Annotated in this window: 14 protein-coding genes; 11 read left to right on the top strand and 3 right to left on the bottom strand. The window is 55.4% G+C overall.

What is annotated here, in order from left to right:
* The first annotated feature begins 42 nt into the window (after positions 1–42).
* The 7 genes from AC06G8_RS11420 to AC06G8_RS11390 all read left to right on the top strand — a co-directional run bounded on the left by AC06G8_RS11420 (position 43) and on the right by AC06G8_RS11390 (position 7,212).
* Positions 43–234 (top strand): hypothetical protein, encoded by a 192-nt coding sequence (locus AC06G8_RS11420; protein ID WP_480282893.1) that lies wholly within the window; start codon positions 43–45, stop codon positions 232–234.
* Between the two features lie 18 nt (positions 235–252).
* Positions 253–1,686 (top strand): ABC transporter permease, encoded by a 1,434-nt coding sequence (locus tag AC06G8_RS11415; RefSeq protein WP_480282892.1) that lies wholly within the window; start codon positions 253–255, stop codon positions 1,684–1,686.
* Entirely contained in the window at positions 1,683–2,765 is a 1,083-nt protein-coding gene (locus AC06G8_RS11410; protein ID WP_447664068.1) for an ABC transporter ATP-binding protein, read from the top strand. Before AC06G8_RS11415 ends, AC06G8_RS11410 begins: the two co-directional genes overlap by 4 nt.
* A gap of 33 nt (positions 2,766–2,798) precedes the next feature.
* A complete protein-coding gene (locus AC06G8_RS11405) occupies positions 2,799–3,752 on the top strand; it encodes a ComEC/Rec2 family competence protein (protein ID WP_480285356.1) in 954 nt (317 codons plus the stop codon).
* Between the two features lie 2 nt (positions 3,753–3,754).
* Positions 3,755–4,585: an inositol monophosphatase family protein gene (locus AC06G8_RS11400; RefSeq protein ID WP_480285355.1), complete on the top strand. Its 831-nt coding sequence runs from the start codon at positions 3,755–3,757 to the stop codon at positions 4,583–4,585.
* A gap of 99 nt (positions 4,586–4,684) precedes the next feature.
* A complete protein-coding gene (locus AC06G8_RS11395; protein ID WP_480285354.1) occupies positions 4,685–6,037 on the top strand; it encodes a hypothetical protein in 1,353 nt (450 codons plus the stop codon).
* Positions 6,038–6,309: 272 nt separating this feature from the next.
* On the top strand, positions 6,310–7,212 hold the full coding sequence (locus AC06G8_RS11390) for a cation diffusion facilitator family transporter (protein ID WP_447664063.1): 903 nt from the start codon (positions 6,310–6,312) through the stop codon (positions 7,210–7,212).
* 108 nt (positions 7,213–7,320) lie between these two features.
* Here AC06G8_RS11390 and AC06G8_RS11385 read toward each other — a convergent pair whose 3' ends face one another.
* Positions 7,321–8,199: a radical SAM/SPASM domain-containing protein gene (locus AC06G8_RS11385; protein WP_480285353.1), complete on the bottom strand. Its 879-nt coding sequence runs from the start codon at positions 8,197–8,199 to the stop codon at positions 7,321–7,323.
* 647 nt (positions 8,200–8,846) lie between these two features.
* On the opposite strand from AC06G8_RS11385, the gene AC06G8_RS11380 reads away from it, so the two are divergent.
* Positions 8,847–9,203, top strand: coding sequence for a nucleotide excision repair endonuclease (locus tag AC06G8_RS11380; RefSeq protein WP_480285352.1), 357 nt, complete (start codon positions 8,847–8,849; stop codon positions 9,201–9,203).
* A 121-nt stretch (positions 9,204–9,324) separates the two neighbouring features.
* On the opposite strand, the gene AC06G8_RS11375 is transcribed toward AC06G8_RS11380, so the two are convergent.
* Both AC06G8_RS11375 and AC06G8_RS11370 read right to left on the bottom strand, forming a co-directional pair.
* Positions 9,325–10,089 carry a YheC/YheD family protein gene (locus AC06G8_RS11375; RefSeq protein WP_480285351.1) on the bottom strand — a complete coding sequence of 255 codons (765 nt, stop codon included), beginning with the start codon at positions 10,087–10,089 and terminating at the stop codon, positions 9,325–9,327.
* 144 nt (positions 10,090–10,233) lie between these two features.
* Positions 10,234–11,082, bottom strand: coding sequence for an AraC family transcriptional regulator (locus AC06G8_RS11370; RefSeq protein ID WP_480285350.1), 849 nt, complete (start codon positions 11,080–11,082; stop codon positions 10,234–10,236).
* A 180-nt stretch (positions 11,083–11,262) separates the two neighbouring features.
* Between AC06G8_RS11370 and AC06G8_RS11365 the strand changes: the two genes are divergently transcribed.
* Genes AC06G8_RS11365 through AC06G8_RS11355 form a run of 3 tightly spaced genes read left to right on the top strand, consistent with a single transcriptional unit; the run spans position 11,263 to position 15,991 of the window.
* Positions 11,263–12,522 carry a glucuronate isomerase gene (locus AC06G8_RS11365; RefSeq protein WP_480285349.1) on the top strand — a complete coding sequence of 420 codons (1,260 nt, stop codon included), beginning with the start codon at positions 11,263–11,265 and terminating at the stop codon, positions 12,520–12,522.
* A gap of 26 nt (positions 12,523–12,548) precedes the next feature.
* Positions 12,549–14,363 (top strand): cache domain-containing sensor histidine kinase, encoded by a 1,815-nt coding sequence (locus AC06G8_RS11360; RefSeq protein WP_480285348.1) that lies wholly within the window; start codon positions 12,549–12,551, stop codon positions 14,361–14,363.
* The gene (locus AC06G8_RS11355) at positions 14,354–15,991 is read left to right on the top strand and encodes a response regulator (protein ID WP_480285347.1); all 1,638 of its coding nucleotides are present in this window, start codon (positions 14,354–14,356) and stop codon (positions 15,989–15,991) included. The genes AC06G8_RS11360 and AC06G8_RS11355 overlap by 10 nt, the downstream gene beginning before the upstream one ends.
* The last annotated feature ends 39 nt before the right edge of the window (positions 15,992–16,030 follow it).

Below are 16,030 nucleotides of genomic sequence, written 5' to 3'. Positions count from 1 at the left end.
CCGTCTCTTTTTCCGCCATGTTCTGGAACGGAGTGAATCTTAATGGCTGCATCAGCGTTGACAGACGCATGGAAACAAATGAAAAAAGTGAAGCAAGAGCCCGTTCTGGCGACGGTGATCACCGCTGTCTTGCTGATCACCGCCTTTTTTGTCCTTTGGCCGATCGCCAAGGTGGTCAGTTACCCGCATCCAGCGGACTATATGCAGCTGTTCACGAACTCCAGATGGCTGTAGGCGGCCCGCAACAGTCTGATGATGACCGTGCTGTCCACGTTCTCCTGCACGGCGATCGCCTTTCTGTTCGCTTTTACGGTTGCCAGGCTGGATGTGCCGCTCAAGGGACTATTTCGATTCGTGACGCTGCTTCCCATCGTTTCTCCGCCCTTTATCGTGGCTTTGTCCTATATTCTGCTTTTCGGCAGGCAAGGATTGGTCACCAAGCAGCTGCTTCACTTCAATGTGGATATTTACGGGTGGCATGGGCTTTGGCTCGTCCAGACGATTACTTTTTTTCCCTACGCCTATGCCGTCATCTATGGCGTGCTGCAATCGTCCGCCGTCCATCTGGAGTATGCCGCGCATAATCTGGGCGCGACGAGATGGCAGGCGTTCAGGCATGTCTTTCTGCCGCTGTGCAGGCCCGGAATCGCCGGAGGGGCTTTGATCACGGCGATGAACGTTTTGGCGGACTTCGGAAACCCGATGATCATCGGGGGCAACTTCACGCTGCTTCCAACCGAGGCTTACATGCAGATGTCCGGCTGGTTCGATCTATCCTCGGCTGCCGTGCTGTCGACGGCTTTGCTGCTGCCCGCTCTCGGCCTGTTCCTCGCCAACCGTGTATGGGTCGGAAGGAGCTCCTATATCACCGTCACCGGAAGAGAATCCAGCCTCAAGGCTTATCCGGCCTCGCCGCTGGTCAAGTGGATTCTATTTGCGTGCTGCCTGTTGATCGCCTTGTTCATCCTTGCGGTCTACGGGGTTCTGGTTTATGGCGCCTTCACGAAAACCTGGGGTTACGACTGGAGCTTTACGTTGGACAATCTGAAATACGTCACGGCGAAACAGCAGGAGCTGTACAACAGCATCTCTTATGCTCTGCTGTCTTCGATAGGAGCTGCCGTGCTGGGCATCATTCTCGCCTATATCGTCCATCGCAAGCGAATCGGCATCAACCGGCTTCTCGATTTCCTGGCCATCCTGCCGGGAGCCGTACCCGGCGTGTTCCTCGGCTTGGGCTTCGCCTTGACCTTCAACCAGCCGCCGCTCCAGCTCAGCGGCACATCCGCGATCATGATTCTGGCCTTGATGTTCTGGAACTTGCCGACATGCTACAGCGCATGCTCGGCCGGGTTCCAGCAGATCGGCCGTTCGCTGGAGGACGCTTCGCATAACCTCGGAGCGGGCAGCTTCCGCACGCTGCTCGGCGTTCTGCTTCCGCTGCTGAAGGGGCCGTTTCTGTCCGGAATCTCGGTATCGTTTCTCCGGTCCGTAACCTGCCTGAGTGTGATCATCTTCCTTTACTCCGCCCATACTTCCGTCGGCACGGTATCCATTCTCGGTCTCGTCCAGAGCGGGGCATGGGGAGGAGCCTCGGCCTTCACTGTCGTCCTCATTTCGATTGCCTTCGCCGTGCTGGCCTTGTCGCGGCTTATCCCGTACACCCAGGATCGGAGGAAACGATGAATTCATCTCAAGTCCATATTCAGATCGACAACATATCCAAGTCGTTCGGCTCCTTCGCCGCCATCCGCAACGTGAGCCTTGATATTCCGGCCGGCAGCTTCACGACGCTGCTCGGACCGAGCGGCTGCGGCAAAACGACTCTGATGAGGCTGATCGCCGGCTTCGATGAGCCGGACAGCGGAAGCATCCGGATCGATGGCCGCCAGGTCAACGGAATTCCGGCGTTCAAACGCCAAACCCCGCTCGTCTTTCAGGATTACGCTCTCTTTCCCCATATGACGGTCGAAGAGAATATCGGCTACGGCCTGAAGCTCCAAAAAATATCCCGGAGCGAAAGCAGGAAAAGAGTGGACGAAATGCTCGGCATGTTCGGGCTTGACGGACTCGGGAGCCGCTTGCCCAAAGAGCTGAGCGGCGGACAGCAGCAGCGTGTCGCCTTCGCGCGCGCGCTCGTAACCGGACAGAAGATTCTGATGATGGACGAGCCTCTCAGCAATCTCGACGCCAAGATGCGGGTCGAGGTCAGGCAAGAGCTGCGGGAGCTTCAGCGCCGAACCGGCATCACCGCTGTGTTCGTCACCCATGACCAGGATGAAGCTCTGTCGATGTCGGACCGGATCGCCGTGTTCGAGCAAGGAAGCATTCGCCAAGCCGGCACTCCATGGGAAATCTATTTCAAGCCTAATGATGCCTTCGTCGCTTCGTTTGTCGGAACCGCCAATTTCATCCGAGGGCAGGTAGCAGAGTTGAAAGGGGATGAGCTGATCGTCCGCTGCGAGCTCTTCGTTATCCGAATTCATGCCCTTGGCCGGCACTATGCGGTTGGCGAAGAGATTGTGATGGTGGTGCGTCCGGAATGCATCTCGATCGACGTCCAAGGAGAAGAAGGGGCCGAACCCGATCCTTGCTGGAGCGGCGAAATCCAGAGCAGCAGCTTTCTCGGCCGGATGATCCGGTATGAGGTCCGCTGCGGTTCGACGGCCTTTATTGTGGATGATGCCAACCCGAGTCTGCACGGCTTTCTGCAGGGCAGTGTCCGATTGCGTCTGAATCCGGATCGCATTCATATTCTTCCTTGACGCGGAACGAATAATTAAAGAGGAGGAATTACGTTGCCATTGCCTACTGCCGTTCACTTCCTCAACGTCGGATGGGGAGATGCCCACTTGATCCGAACGTCTTCAGGAAGCGTCACGTTGATTGACGGCGGAGACAGCCTCCAAGCTCCCCGCAGGGATCACCCGCTGTCCTGGATGAAGAGACAGCGCATCGGGCGCCTGGATTGGATGATCCTGACGCATCTTCATGAAGACCATTTGAACGGGCTGCTGGATGTTGCCCGCAGCCTTCCGGTCGTCCATGCCGTGCTGCCTTATGAAATCCCCGAATTTTACTCCGAGGCGGCCGAAAGCGGCCGCATCGCGGAGAGGCCGCAAGCGTTGAGGGTCATCGGAATACTGGCCGGCTACCGGGAGCTGGTCAGGCTGCTCCGGGAGCAGGGAACCAGAATCCGGTGGAGATCCGATTACAGTTCCGCCGGCAGCTCGACCGTATGGGAGGAAGGCCCTTGCCGGCTGGTCCACTTGTATCCGTGGATGGGAGACCCGCTTCCGGGCTTGGAAGTTCTAACAGAAGCCTCAAGGGAAGGATATCTTTCTGCGGAAGATACACTGGCGAAGCTGGAGCTGTTTTTTGACCGCTCCAACGACGACAGCTCCGTCTATCGCCTTGAGGAAGCCGGGACCGAGGGGCAAGGCATCCTATTCGGAGGAGACTTGCTGGCAGCCGGATGGGAGCGCCTCTCCGAACGGATGGAGCTGAAATGCAGCGTGCTGAAAGTCCCTCATCATGGCTTGGAGGATGCCTTTGACGAGCTGCTGCTGTCGGCTGCGCTTCCGGCGCATGCCGTCATCCCCATCTCGACCGACCGCTCGAAACCTCTGGAGGAGCGCTGGAACGGGTTATGCTCCCCGTTCGGAGTCGCCGTTCACCTGACAGGCGCAACTGCGCCTATGGAGAAGAAGCGGCTGACTTCCGGATCGATCGAAGCGTGGATTGGAGGATGAGAATGAGCGGACTATACGAGCCGGAGATCGAGGAGGAGCTGCTGACAGCCGCGATCGCTTATGCGAGAGAAGCCGGAGAGCAGATCCTGCGCCGGATGAAAGAACCCTATACGCTCGGAGACAAGGTCAACCGGAGCGATCTGGTGACGGAAGTCGATCTGCTGAGCGAGAATCTGATCAGGAGAAGGATCGGCTGCCGCTATCCGGACCATTGGATCCTCTCGGAGGAGCTGGATGGATCCCGGGATTGCTTCCGCTTCATGGCCGATCCGCCGCCGGGGTACGGATGGATCGTCGATCCGATCGACGGAACCGTCAATTTCGTCCACGGAATTCCGCATTTCGCCGTATCCATCGGCATCGTCAAGGACGGAAGCCCCCTTCACGGAGTTGTGTACAATCCGGCGACGGACGAGCTGTACCAAGCTTCCAGAGGCGGAGGGGCTTATCTCAACGGAAATCAGCTTCAAGCCGACCCTGAAGGGGACATGGCCTGCTCGCTGCTTGCTACCGGATTCCAAGCCTCGGATTGGAGGAAGGATTCCGTAGCCGCTTCCCAGGTCGCTCGGGTAGCGGGCGTTTCTCGCAGCGTGAGGGTATTGGGCGCTGCCAGCCTGGATTTATGCCTCGTTGCGAGCGGCCGCCTGACAGGATTTTGGCATGACGGACTGTACCCTTGGGACGTGGCTGCGGGATTGCTGATCGTACAGGAGTCAGGGGGAGTCGTGACGAATGCGAGCGGCGAGCCCTTTGCCTTGCATGACAAGACGCTGATCGCTTCCAACCCGAGCCTGCAGCCCAGCCTGCTCTCGCTTCTGTTTACACAAGCTTGAGAAGCCGATAACGCGAACCTTACAAAAGCCCTTTATGATGAGTAAGCTGTCTGATACCAAGATGTCAGACAGCAATAGAATATTTGGGAGGTAGTAGGGATGAAGCAGCTTCGCAAATGGCTAGGACTGGTATTGGCTGGCATCATTTGCTTGACGGCGGCTGGATTGGGAAATCCGGGCAAGGCTCATGCGGCCTCGGAGCGGGAGCTTGCCGCTTATTGGGCGCCGGAGTTCTACCAGGACGTCAATGACACGTATGGGTACCGGGCCGATTATGTGACCAATTTCAATTATGACGGAGATTGGGTAGGGAACAACAATTGGGAGAACATCGACCGTTTTCCTTTGAAATCGTACATCTATTATTCACTTGTGGAGACGGAGACCCATTACTTCATCGGGTATTACGACTACCATGCCCGCGATGACGGCCCCTTGAGCCTGGACAAGCACGAAAACGACCTTGAGGGCTTGATGGTTGTCGTGCGCAAGGATGGAAGCGTGTATGGTTCCTTCCAGCTCATGGAGACGGTGGCGCACAACCAAATGTATCAGTACAGCAATCTTCCTTTGACGAACGGATCCGACAACCTGGACGGAGGCGTCCTGTTCAACGGCTCCCATCCCAAAGTGTTCATTCAATCCAACGGCCAAAGTCCGGTCGGGGGACACGGCAACCACGCTTACGACGGCACAGGCGCTCCTGGCGGAGACGGCATCGTCTATTATTACGGAGCCCGAGCCGATGTCGTCACGGACGCTTCGGGAAGCTATGCCAAACGCTACAGCTATGACTTGCTTTCCTTCGACGACTTCTGGAACCGCCGTTATGACATCGGAGACGGACACACCTTCGGCAGCTGGGGCAAGCTAGACGGCGACAATTATCAGGCCGACTCGGCCGCGATGCCTTGGGTGTGGGACGATCTGGATGACGGCCCGACGTTCGCAGGCGATTTTCTCAGCGACCCGGCCCATATGGTGGACACGCATTTGAACGGGCTCGGCACCTTCTCGCATGTCTATGTGCGCCATCCGTATTATTCCCATCGAATTCAAGTCCAAAAAATGACCAGCTTGGCGAATCGGGATCCATTCGGAGGAAGCAGCGACATCTATGTCAAAATCCGCGCCAACGGAAGCGGGGTTTCCGACGACCGGTTATGGAAGAAGAACGATGCGCCGATAGGCCAATCCTTCTCCGTGGCATGGGGAACGCTGGACGCTGCCTTCCCGAACCAATACAGCTCGGCCTATAACGACCGCTACGTCAATGTTCCTGCCGGCAGCGCCATTTCCATCGAGATCAACGATTCCGACGGAACGAGCGGCGACGATGCGATGGGCTCGCTGACGGCTTCGCCTCAGCCAGGCCAAGTCGTCACCTGGTCGGATGCGCTTACCAGCACCGGCGAAGCCAGAGTGACCGCGACGATCTGGGCTGTCAATTAAGCGGAGACGAGAGAGATCGGCCGATTGCTGATCCAGGTGGCCGCCTATTACGGGTACCATTATTTTGCCGCTTGCGAAGCGGCTCTTTTTATTTCCATGCTTTTCAGAGGCATATTTGAACCTGTCCTAAAGAGTGGCGTGGAAGAAACATTATTTACATTCCTAAATTAATTGAGCGCTAAGAAAAAACGTTTCTCTAGACTCACTTGCTCTTTTCTTGTTACCATAACCAGATTGGTTGGAAGAGGAGTCGAGGGGAGTCATAAATACGGATGGAAGAGCTGCATAAGAGATACGATAATCTAAAATTGGGCGAACGCGGGGCCATCGTCAGCATCCTCGCCTATATGTGCCTTTCGGCGCTCAAGCTGATCATAGGGTATGCATCGAATTCGGATGCGCTGCGCGCGGACGGATTGAACAATGCGACAGACATCGTCGCCTCGATCGCGGTTCTGATCGGACTGAGGCTCGCTCAAAGGCCGGCCGACGAGGATCATCCGTACGGCCACTGGAAATCGGAGACGATCGCTTCCTTGGTCGCATCGTTCATCATGATGGCCGTAGGCTTGCAGGTGCTCTACGAAGCGGTCATGTCGATCTTCCAAGGCAAGGAGCAATCTCCGGATCTGGCTGCTGCATGGGCAGGTCTTGCCAGCGCCGCCGTCATGTACTTCGTGTACCGGTACAACAAGAAATTGGCGACGAAGATCAACAGCCAAGCCGTCATGGCGGCAGCGAAAGACAATATGTCCGATGCTTTCGTCAGCATCGGCGCAGTCATCGGCATTATCGGCTCCCAGTTCCATCTTCCATGGCTCGACCCGGTGACAGCCGTTCTGGTCGGATTCATCATCTGCAAGACGGCCTGGGATATATTCCGCGAAGCTTCGCATCATCTATCCGACGGCTTCGACGAAACCCGGATCCAATCGTTCAAGGCCATCGTGATTGACGTCGCAGGCGTTCGCGGAGTCAAGAGCATCCGGGCCAGAAACTACGGAAGCAACGCGGTCGTCGACATCGTCATTCTCGTAGCTGCGGATTCGGATTTCCAGGCGGCGCACGATATCGCGACGAAAGTGGAAGAGGAATTGATCCGCACCGAGGATGTGTTCGAGGTTCATGTCCATTACGAACCGACCCGCTCCTCCAAGGCGAAACAAATCACATGAACATCAAAAGCTCATCCCCATGTGCCCGCTTGAGGCGGCTGCATGGGGATGAGCTTTTTTGGCTGCCGTTTGAACGTATTGGAGCTGGACGTAACGTTATTAGTATCCCTACGTTCCGAACCGCTTGCGGTAGCCGCATTTGCGGCATAATTCCTCGACGGCTTCCCGGCGGGAAAACCCGTCGTACAGCCTGTTCGCGCGGTCGCCCTCGATAATCTCGGCGAACGGCTTCTGGTTGATGTTGCCGAGGTTGATGACTCCTTCGCCATCCAGGCAGCATGGAACGACCGTTCCATTGGCAAGAATCGCGGCTTGGTTGCGGAGGCCATGGCAAAATCCTTTGCCGTCGTCTTCTTCGGCGTCCAGATCCGGCCATTCGAATTCGTGATCCTGGTTCAGATAGAGCCGATCGGCGATTTTGAGTCCCGACCCGCGCTTGAACTGCTCTTCGATCTGATAGTCCAGACCGAACTCCCGCTCGATGATCTCAAGCACCTGGCGGTTGCGCTTGATCTCTTGGTTGGTCGCGTTGTCCGTACGCAGATTCCAGAGCCGGAGCGAGAACAGAATGTCCGTCGACTCCAGAGCCTCCTTGATGAACGACAGGATCGTCGTTACATACGCTTCTTTGTTCGTGGAACCGATATGGCCATCGAAGCTGTGCAGGGAAAAGTTCATCTGGCGAAGCGCCGGCTTGTTCAGCAGCTTGGCTTTATTTTTTATGATCAACGTTCCGTTGGTCGTAATATTCACCTTGAAGCCGCGCTCATGGCTGAGATCAAGCAGCTGATCGATTTTGGGATGAAGCAGCGGCTCGCCCTTCACATGAAGATAGATGTAGTCGGTATGGGGCTTGATTTCATCCAGTCTCTTGACGAAGTCGTCGACCTTGATGAAGCTGGCCTCCCTCTTGGTCGGAGGGCAGAACGTGCATGCGAGGTTGCATACGCTCGTAATTTCAATATAGAACTTTTTGAATTTCTTCAAGACGGATCCTCAATTCTCTCTATGCGGATGCAAGTTAATGATCTTAGGACAGATATGGATCTATCATAGCATCTTCATTGTCTATAATCATCTTAATCTATGAACCCAGGTGTCGATGAGCCCCTGGCCGGAGAAAGATAGGCCAGGCAGGAAGGGAGAATGGCGGCCGAAGGAGAATATATTGCTTTTGGACGAGCCCAAAGAACAGAGTTCACGCCTAGCCTTAAAAAGGGGAAACAGACCTATGAATAGCCTGACTATACGGTTGTACGAGCCTTCCGACGCCGATGCCATTGCAGTTATCATCAATCGAGATCGTTTCAATCTGCAATGAGAACAGCACGGCATGATTCCCGAACATGAATATTTGATTCTGCGGAAGCCATGCATCAAGCCGCTCCCAGTGCATCCATCTACAGTCTGCACGTTGCAATCACCGCTGCTGACCGATGCCGGGGCTTGGGCGGATATCTATAATGACGCATTCAGAGAGTGGATTCCTCTTTAAACGGAGGAGACGACTCCCCGCAGAACCGTTTACGTCTCAGAGATCGAAGCCATTGCCGTCGGCAGCTGACCGATAAGGAATTCCTTCATGATCCATGGTATAATCCTTCTGATAGATAGGAAAAAGGACGTGAACAGCCTTGATAAGCATCACCATTCCGACACCGGAAGTGACCATTACCAAACAGAGTAATCCCGATCAAAGCCATATTTTCGGGTTTACGGATTTCCACCTGATCACGAGAGAAAAAGGCGGCATCTTCATGTTCTACAATGCCAAGGACGAGCTGCTGTTCGTCGGCAAGGCGAGGAAGCTGCGGCCTAGAATCAAGAAGCATTTCGAGGATTCCGTCTCGCCCATGAAGAAGCATCGCGAAGAAGTGGCCAAAATCTCGGTCTGCGTCGTGGAAGACGCGGTCGACCGAGACATCTACGAAACCTACATCGTCAATAAGTTCAAGTCGAAATACAATGTGGACAAGCAGTTCTACAATTGATCCGCCCAACACGAAGCCCCTGTGCAAGGTACAACCGTACTTTGCACAGGGGCTTTGTGTATGGGACCTTGTCCGGAGACGTCAGCAGAAATGGAAACGGAAACACCATCAATCTGTTTCGTTATTTTTTCACTGTGAACCGTTGTTTTCGGGACGTTCCTGCGAGGCGGCCGTACCGCAGTATTTTGCGGTACATCCGTTTGTCCGACAGCGCATTGAAGATGGATTTGTCCGGCTTGGAGTTTACTTCTATGATCCAAGGCCGCAGCTCCTTGTCGATGCCGACATCGACCCCATAGGCACGGAAGCGCGGAAAGTATGTCCCAATATGGCTGCTTGCTTTCAGAGCGAGCTGCTTCAGCCGCTTCTCATATGCGGGGCGGTCCGCCTTTGGCACCTGGGTACCGAGCAGATTCCACAGCGGCATCGGCTTGCCTCCGCTATGATAATTGGTCACGATTTTGCGGGGAAGGGCAAGCCGTGCGACCGTTCCCGTTACTTCCCATTCATGCCGGGGATTGCGCTGCACCATGATTCGAAGATCGAAAGGCCTACCTTCAATGCGCAGAAGCGGAATGCTTTTTTGGGCCAGATACCGTTTTTTTTGCGACGCGGAAGCGAATGCGGCATAAGCTTTTTCGTACTGTCCGAATAGGCGGCTTCGCGTGCCGTTTTGAAGCCGGAACTTGCCGTTTTCCGTGGACAGCTTGAAGATGCCGAAGCCTCCTGTACCGAGGATGGGCTTCAAATAAACCGAACCATGCCGTTTTGCCATTCGCCGGACGGATTCTTTCGTGGCAATTGCCGTAGGCGGCAAATGCTTGGCAAGCTCTTCCTTCTTCATCATAATCCGATGCTTGCCATACTTGTTGTTCCAATAAGGCACAGGATCCCTCCGTTGCAGATTGTCTTCAACTCAACTATATTCGCGATAGAAAAGGTTGACCTGGACCATATAACTAGATGGAACGAAGAAATATAGAATCAGTCCATAGAGACGCGGCTCTCTTCCCTATGAAGTAGATTGCCATCAATAATCGGGGCGGATCCCCTTCCGGTACAGATCGGGAGACATGCCCGTGTATTTCTTGAACGTCTTGCTGAAGTGGGATCCATGCTTGAAGCCGACCCGGTAGGCGATATCGGTGACCGGCCGCTCCCCGTCCAAGGCGAACAGCACCTTGGCTTCATTTACACGTCGTTGGTACAAATAGTGGAACGGGGTGATGCCCGTCACTTCCTTGAACAGCTTCGCCAAATAGTGCTTGTTCACATGCAGCTCCGCGGCCATGCCGTCCAGCGTGATGTCTTCCGCGAAGTTCGCCTCGATATACGAGATGACCCGCTGCGCATTGGCTTGCTTGGCCGAGGAAGAAAAGGAGCCTTCTGCTTGCGGCTTCAAGGAAATTTCATGGATGAGCAGCAGCAGCTCGGTGAAGGAAACGAGAAACCGGTCATGCGAGAGCTTATCGCTGGCGGCATAGAGCAGGCAGAGCCGCTGCAGCAGCGGCTCCAGCCTTTCCTGATCGGATCGCTCCAGCGAGAGACGGATGTTGTCGCTCTCTTCGAACGTCTTCAGAATGTCGCTCTGTATGAATGGAGGCCGCAGCAGCTGGCCGGCAAACGAAGGATTGAAGTGGATGATCGTCCGGACGTAGTCGACCTGCGGATCCACTTTCGGATAATGCAGCGTCGTGCCGTTGAGAAGAATCAGATCCCCGGGCTCCAGATCAATGATTTTGTCTCCGATCAGATAGGTGCATTTGCCGCTGTGGAAATAATAGATTTCGTAATCCAGATGGGAATGGAAGGTTGCAGGTATTCTCGAAGTATTATGAAGCGCTTCAATAGGAAGCTGGAATTGCTCGCTCAGCGTCATTTTTGGACGGCTCCTTATGTGGAGAGTTTCCTATTAACGTAGCATAGTTTCCGTCTCATGACACCAATCAGGTATAAATGATGAGCCGAGCAAGCCAATGAAGAACATGCCGGGCAAGCGCTTGCAATGATACACTGGCCATAATGCGAGAGATTTCTAATTTAAAGGAGAGCGACCACGATGACGACTGCATCTCAGCAGCAAGCTTCCTCCGTGCGCGCCACCGTCATGCGGCTGGCCCGAACGATGCCGGTAACGGACATGCACACGCATCTATACGCACCTCAATTCGGGGAACTGCTGTTATGGGGTATCGACGAGCTGTTGATCTATCATTACCTGATCTCGGAATCGTTCCGCTGGTCGGATGAAGACTACGACGCATTCTGGTCCAAGTCCAAGAAAGAGCAGGCCGACTTTATATGGCAGCATCTGTTCGTCGATCATTCGCCCGTAAGCGAAGCCGCCAGCGGAGTCGTTTCTGTCCTGCATGAGCTTGGCCTCCCGGTCGCTTCCCGCAATCTGGACGAGTATAGGCAAGCCTTCGCGGACCGGACGGCGAGTGAGCAGACGGACATCGTCATGCGGATTGCCGGCATCAGCAAGATCGTCATGACCAACGATCCGTTCGACCCGGTCGAACGGGAGGTGTGGCTTGCCGGAAAGGGCGCCGAGGATGACCGCTTCCTGGCCGCCCTTCGGGTAGACACTCTGCTCAATGATTGGCCGAATGCGGTGATCCAGCTGCGCAGTCTCGATTATGACGTGCAGGAGAAATGGACGGAGCGGACCAAAGAGGAGACCAGACGTTTCCTGTCGGAATGGGTGGACCGGATGAGCGCGCTGTATCTGGCTGTATCCATGCCGGGCGATTTCGCTTATCCTGCCGAGGATCATCGCAGCCGGATGATCGATGAAGCGATGATCCCGGTCTGCACGGACAAGGGCATTCCGTTCGCGCTCATGATCGGTGTCCGCAGACGGGTGAATCCGCAGCTGCAGTCGGCCGGCGACATGAGCATGCGTTCCGACAGCGGAGCTGTGGAGGCGTTATGCCGGAAATATCCCCGCCAGAAGTTTCTCGTCACGATGCTCGCACGGGAAAATCAGCATGAGCTTGCCGTGCTGGCCCGCAAATTCAGAAACCTGATGATATTCGGATGCTGGTGGTTCCTCCATATCGACTCCATGGTGGAGGAGATGACCCGGATGCGGATCGAGCTGCTGGGCACTTCTGTCATCCCCCAGCATTCGGATTGCCGGGTGCTTGAGCAGCTGATCTACAAATGGGGATATTCCAGAACGATCATCGGGAACGTTATGGCCGATAAATACGAACGGCTGCAAGACAGCGGCTGGACTCTCAGCGAGCAGGAGATCGAAAGGGATCTGAACGACCTGTTCCATCAGAATTTCTGGCGCTTTCTCGGCAAAGCCTGACCTGTGGCGGACGGAAGAATACCCGGATGAACGGATTTTTCGGGCTGCCCGCCGGATTTCGCCCTTTTACGCTCGAGCGCAAGCTCTATCTCTTGACTTCGATCGTCATCTTCCTGGCCGTGCCGATTACGGGCACGTTCTCCTATTACCAGGCTTCAAGAATATTGGAGGATTATGCGTACAACGCGGCGGATCAGACCGTCACGCAATTGAGCGGGTATATGAACAACGAACTGAAGAACGTAAGCGACAAGCTGTACGTCATGAATGCGAGCGAGTCGATGAAAAGGGTGATGGACTGGAGCCAGAACAAGTCCGATGTCTCGTATGCGGTCCTGTTCAACGAGATGTTCTCGCTGTTCTCCCGCATGCGCGTCAATTCCAGCAGCATTCGGACGATCTATATGTATACGCCCAAGGGAGAGTTCTACGAAGGCATCCCCTACGAGAAGAAGAACGTCTCCTTCCTCGAGACCCCCTATTACGAGGCGATCCGGAGCTCTCCTACGAACAAATGGGTGTATAGCCGCGAAGATCCGATGTTCGAGGGCACAGGCGACGTCATCACGCTGGTGACGCGCCCTGTCGGCGATTTCAGCGGGCAGGACGAGAATGCCTACTTAGCCATTACGCTTACCGCCGAGAAATATGTGAAGAACCTCCAGAGCATCAAGCTCGTTCCGAGCGGCTTCTCCATGATCGTCGACCGTTCCGGACAGCCTGTCCTGGCTTCGTCGTCGACGCCGGTCATGCAGTCGTTCCTGAACGCCGTTCCTCTGGATCGGATAAGAGAGCAGCCATCCCGCTTCGACGCGAAGGTCGACAACGCCTCGCTGCTGGTCAACCACCGCAGCATTCCGTTCACAGGCTGGGAAGCCGTGGTGGTGCAGCCGAAGGACCGCTTGTTCGAGAAGATCAGTTATATCAAATACTTCACCGTCATTTTGACCGCCATCCTGCTCGTCACGTCGTTTCTCCTCAACCGATGGTTCGTGCGTCTGATCACCAGGCCGCTGCGCAAGCTCATGAAGCTGATGAACCGCGTCAAGCAAGGGGACCTGAACGTCCGCTTTTCATCCAGCAGCCAGGATGAGATCGGGGTTCTCGGCAGCAGGTTCGACGACATGCTCCACCAGATCCAGCAGCTGCTGCATCAGGTCGTGGAGGAGACGGAGGCGAAGCAGAGAGCGGAGATGCGCGCCTTGCAGGCGCAGATCAACCCCCATTTTCTCTACAACACCCTTGATGAGCTGTACTGGAAGCTGCTCGAGGTCGAGGACAAGTCCGCCAGCGAAATGATTTTGTCCTTGTCGCGATTTTTCCGGCTGAGTCTCAACAAAGGGGAAGAGATGACGACGCTGGCGAAGGAATTCGAGCATGCCGAGCAGTACCTGAAGCTTGTCCACTACCAATATCAAAAGCAGTTCTCCTACGAAGTGGCGCTGGATCCCCGGCTGACGGAATGCACGGTCCCGAAGATCATTATTCAGCCCCTAGTGGAGAACAGCATCCTGCATGCCTTCCAACGAAATGAATACAAGGACAGCTTCATCAAGGTCGCGGGCGAATGGCGGCATCCCGATACGGCTGTCTTGCGCGTAGAAGATAATGGGAGCGGGATGAGCGCAGACCTTCTGGAGCGGATCAACCGGCTAGACGATTCCGGATCGGGCGAGCCGGTCTCCGACGGAGGATACGCGATCCGGAATATCAAGGAGCGCTTGAAGACCTGCTACGGCGACCGGGCAGAATTCAGGATGAAGAGCGCGAATGCTGCAGGAACCGTCATTGAAATCATCATCCCGATCAACCCCATCGATGGGAAGGAGGAGTGGACTTGAGAGTGCTGCTCGTGGATGACAAGGAGAGCGTCGTGCAAGGCATGCGCAGGCATATCGCATGGGCGCAGCTTGGCGTCCTGAACGTGGATACGGCGCTGGACGGCAAGGAAGCGATCGGGAAGCATGCGGCCGCTCCTGCCGATCTGGTCATCACCGATATCAGAATGCCGAATATGAGCGGAATCGAACTGATGGAGCGTCTTCGGGGAGAGGAGCGTCCGATCCGCTTCATCGTCCTGAGCGGATACGAGGAGTTCGAGTACGCTCGGAAAGCGGTTGCGCTTGGAGCATCGAGCTACGTGCTGAAGCCCGTAGATATCCGGCAATTGTCCGAGCTCATCGCGGACGTCCTTGAGGATCTGCGCCAAGAGCAGCGGGAAGAGGAGCAGAAGCTGAAGTTTCAGCAGACGGTCAAGCGTAGTCTTCCTGCTCTAAGACAGCAATATTTGACCGAGATGATGCTGTTCGGCAGCCATGACGAGCATCGGCTGAAGGAGAAATGGCAGTTTGCGGAGCTTCCCCTGCGCGCATCCGGATTCGGCCTGCTTGTCTTGACCATCGACCGGTTCTCCGATATTTCCAAGCTGCCCGTTGCGGAAATCGAATTGGCACGGTTCATCGTCGAAAATATCATCGGAGATTGCCTTTCCGAGGGCATCGACGGACTTCCTTTTTATACGGAGTGGGGCAAGCTGGCGGTGTTGGTGAACTGCGATCCAGCCAAGCCGGAAAAGGAAATCAAGAACGAGCTGTTAGTGCTGGCCGAACGCTGCCGGGAGGCTGTCCATCTCCACTCGAAGCTGACCGTGTCGATCGGAGTAAGCTCGGCATGCCCGGAGCTTGGCAATCTGCCGGAAGCTTACCGGCAAGCAAGCGAAGCGATCGAGCATACCTCCTTTTTCGGTCCCAACCGGATCGTGCATTGCGAGGATGTGTTTCCCGCCAGCAAAACTTGGATCTCCTATCCCGCGGAAGCCGCCGGCCGCCTGCTTTCTCTCGTGAAAAAGGGACAGCCGGAAGCCGTCGGCGAAGCGGCGGACGTTTTTTTCGCCTCCTTCCGGCAAGAAGGGTGGACGCCCCAGGCGATCCGGATCTCCTGCATCCAGCTGCTCGTCGACCTACAAAGCAGCCTGACCGCCATCGATTGGGCCGAGCAAGGAATGGAGCGGATCGCGTCCAGCTGGTTCGATGCCTGCCAGAACATGGTTCTGGATGACCTGCAGCTCCATATTCAAAAATGGATCCAGCAGCTGACGGAGCAGAATGGAGCATCCATGCGGGCAGGATCCCGATCCATCGCCGATCTGGCGAAGGCGATCATCGAAGAACGGCTGCTGATGCCTCTTTCTCTGCGGGAAGTCGCGGAGGAGGCGGATGTCAGTCCGAACTACTTGAGCAGCGTATTCAAGAAGGACACAGGCGTCTCCTTCGTGGAGTATGTGACGGATCGCAAAATATCGAAGGCCAAGGAGTGGCTCGACAACCCCAATCAGCCGGTCAGTGAAATCGCCGAGCGGCTCGGGTACTTCGACAAAAAGTATTTCCGCGAAATGTTCAAACGAAAGACAGGCATGACGCCCTCCGAATACCGCGACCGGCTAGCAGCGCCGAATGGGGGCCAAGTGTAGAATTTTCCCTCCTCTTTAAGAGATTTGCCACCCTTAATC

Source organism: Paenibacillus sp. SJS-P3, assembly GCF_056711585.1.
The sequence above is the reverse complement of the archived record's forward strand: the minus strand, read 5'-3'. Positions and strand labels throughout refer to the sequence as shown.

Excerpts from the sequence above, each read along its gene's own strand:
- AC06G8_RS11400 (WP_480285355.1), top strand. The coding sequence starts at position 3,755 with ATGAGCGGACTATACGAGCCGGAGATCGAGGAGGAGCTGCTGACAGCC.
- AC06G8_RS11395 (WP_480285354.1), top strand. The coding sequence starts at position 4,685 with ATGAAGCAGCTTCGCAAATGGCTAGGACTGGTATTGGCTGGCATCATT.
- AC06G8_RS11390 (WP_447664063.1), top strand. The coding sequence starts at position 6,310 with ATGGAAGAGCTGCATAAGAGATACGATAATCTAAAATTGGGCGAACGC.
- AC06G8_RS11370 (WP_480285350.1), bottom strand. The coding sequence starts at position 11,082 with ATGACGCTGAGCGAGCAATTCCAGCTTCCTATTGAAGCGCTTCATAAT.
- AC06G8_RS11360 (WP_480285348.1), top strand. The coding sequence starts at position 12,549 with ATGAACGGATTTTTCGGGCTGCCCGCCGGATTTCGCCCTTTTACGCTC.
- AC06G8_RS11410 (WP_447664068.1), top strand. The coding sequence starts at position 1,683 with ATGAATTCATCTCAAGTCCATATTCAGATCGACAACATATCCAAGTCG.
- AC06G8_RS11365 (WP_480285349.1), top strand. The coding sequence starts at position 11,263 with ATGACGACTGCATCTCAGCAGCAAGCTTCCTCCGTGCGCGCCACCGTC.
- AC06G8_RS11420 (WP_480282893.1), top strand. The coding sequence starts at position 43 with ATGGCTGCATCAGCGTTGACAGACGCATGGAAACAAATGAAAAAAGTG.
- AC06G8_RS11415 (WP_480282892.1), top strand. The coding sequence starts at position 253 with ATGATGACCGTGCTGTCCACGTTCTCCTGCACGGCGATCGCCTTTCTG.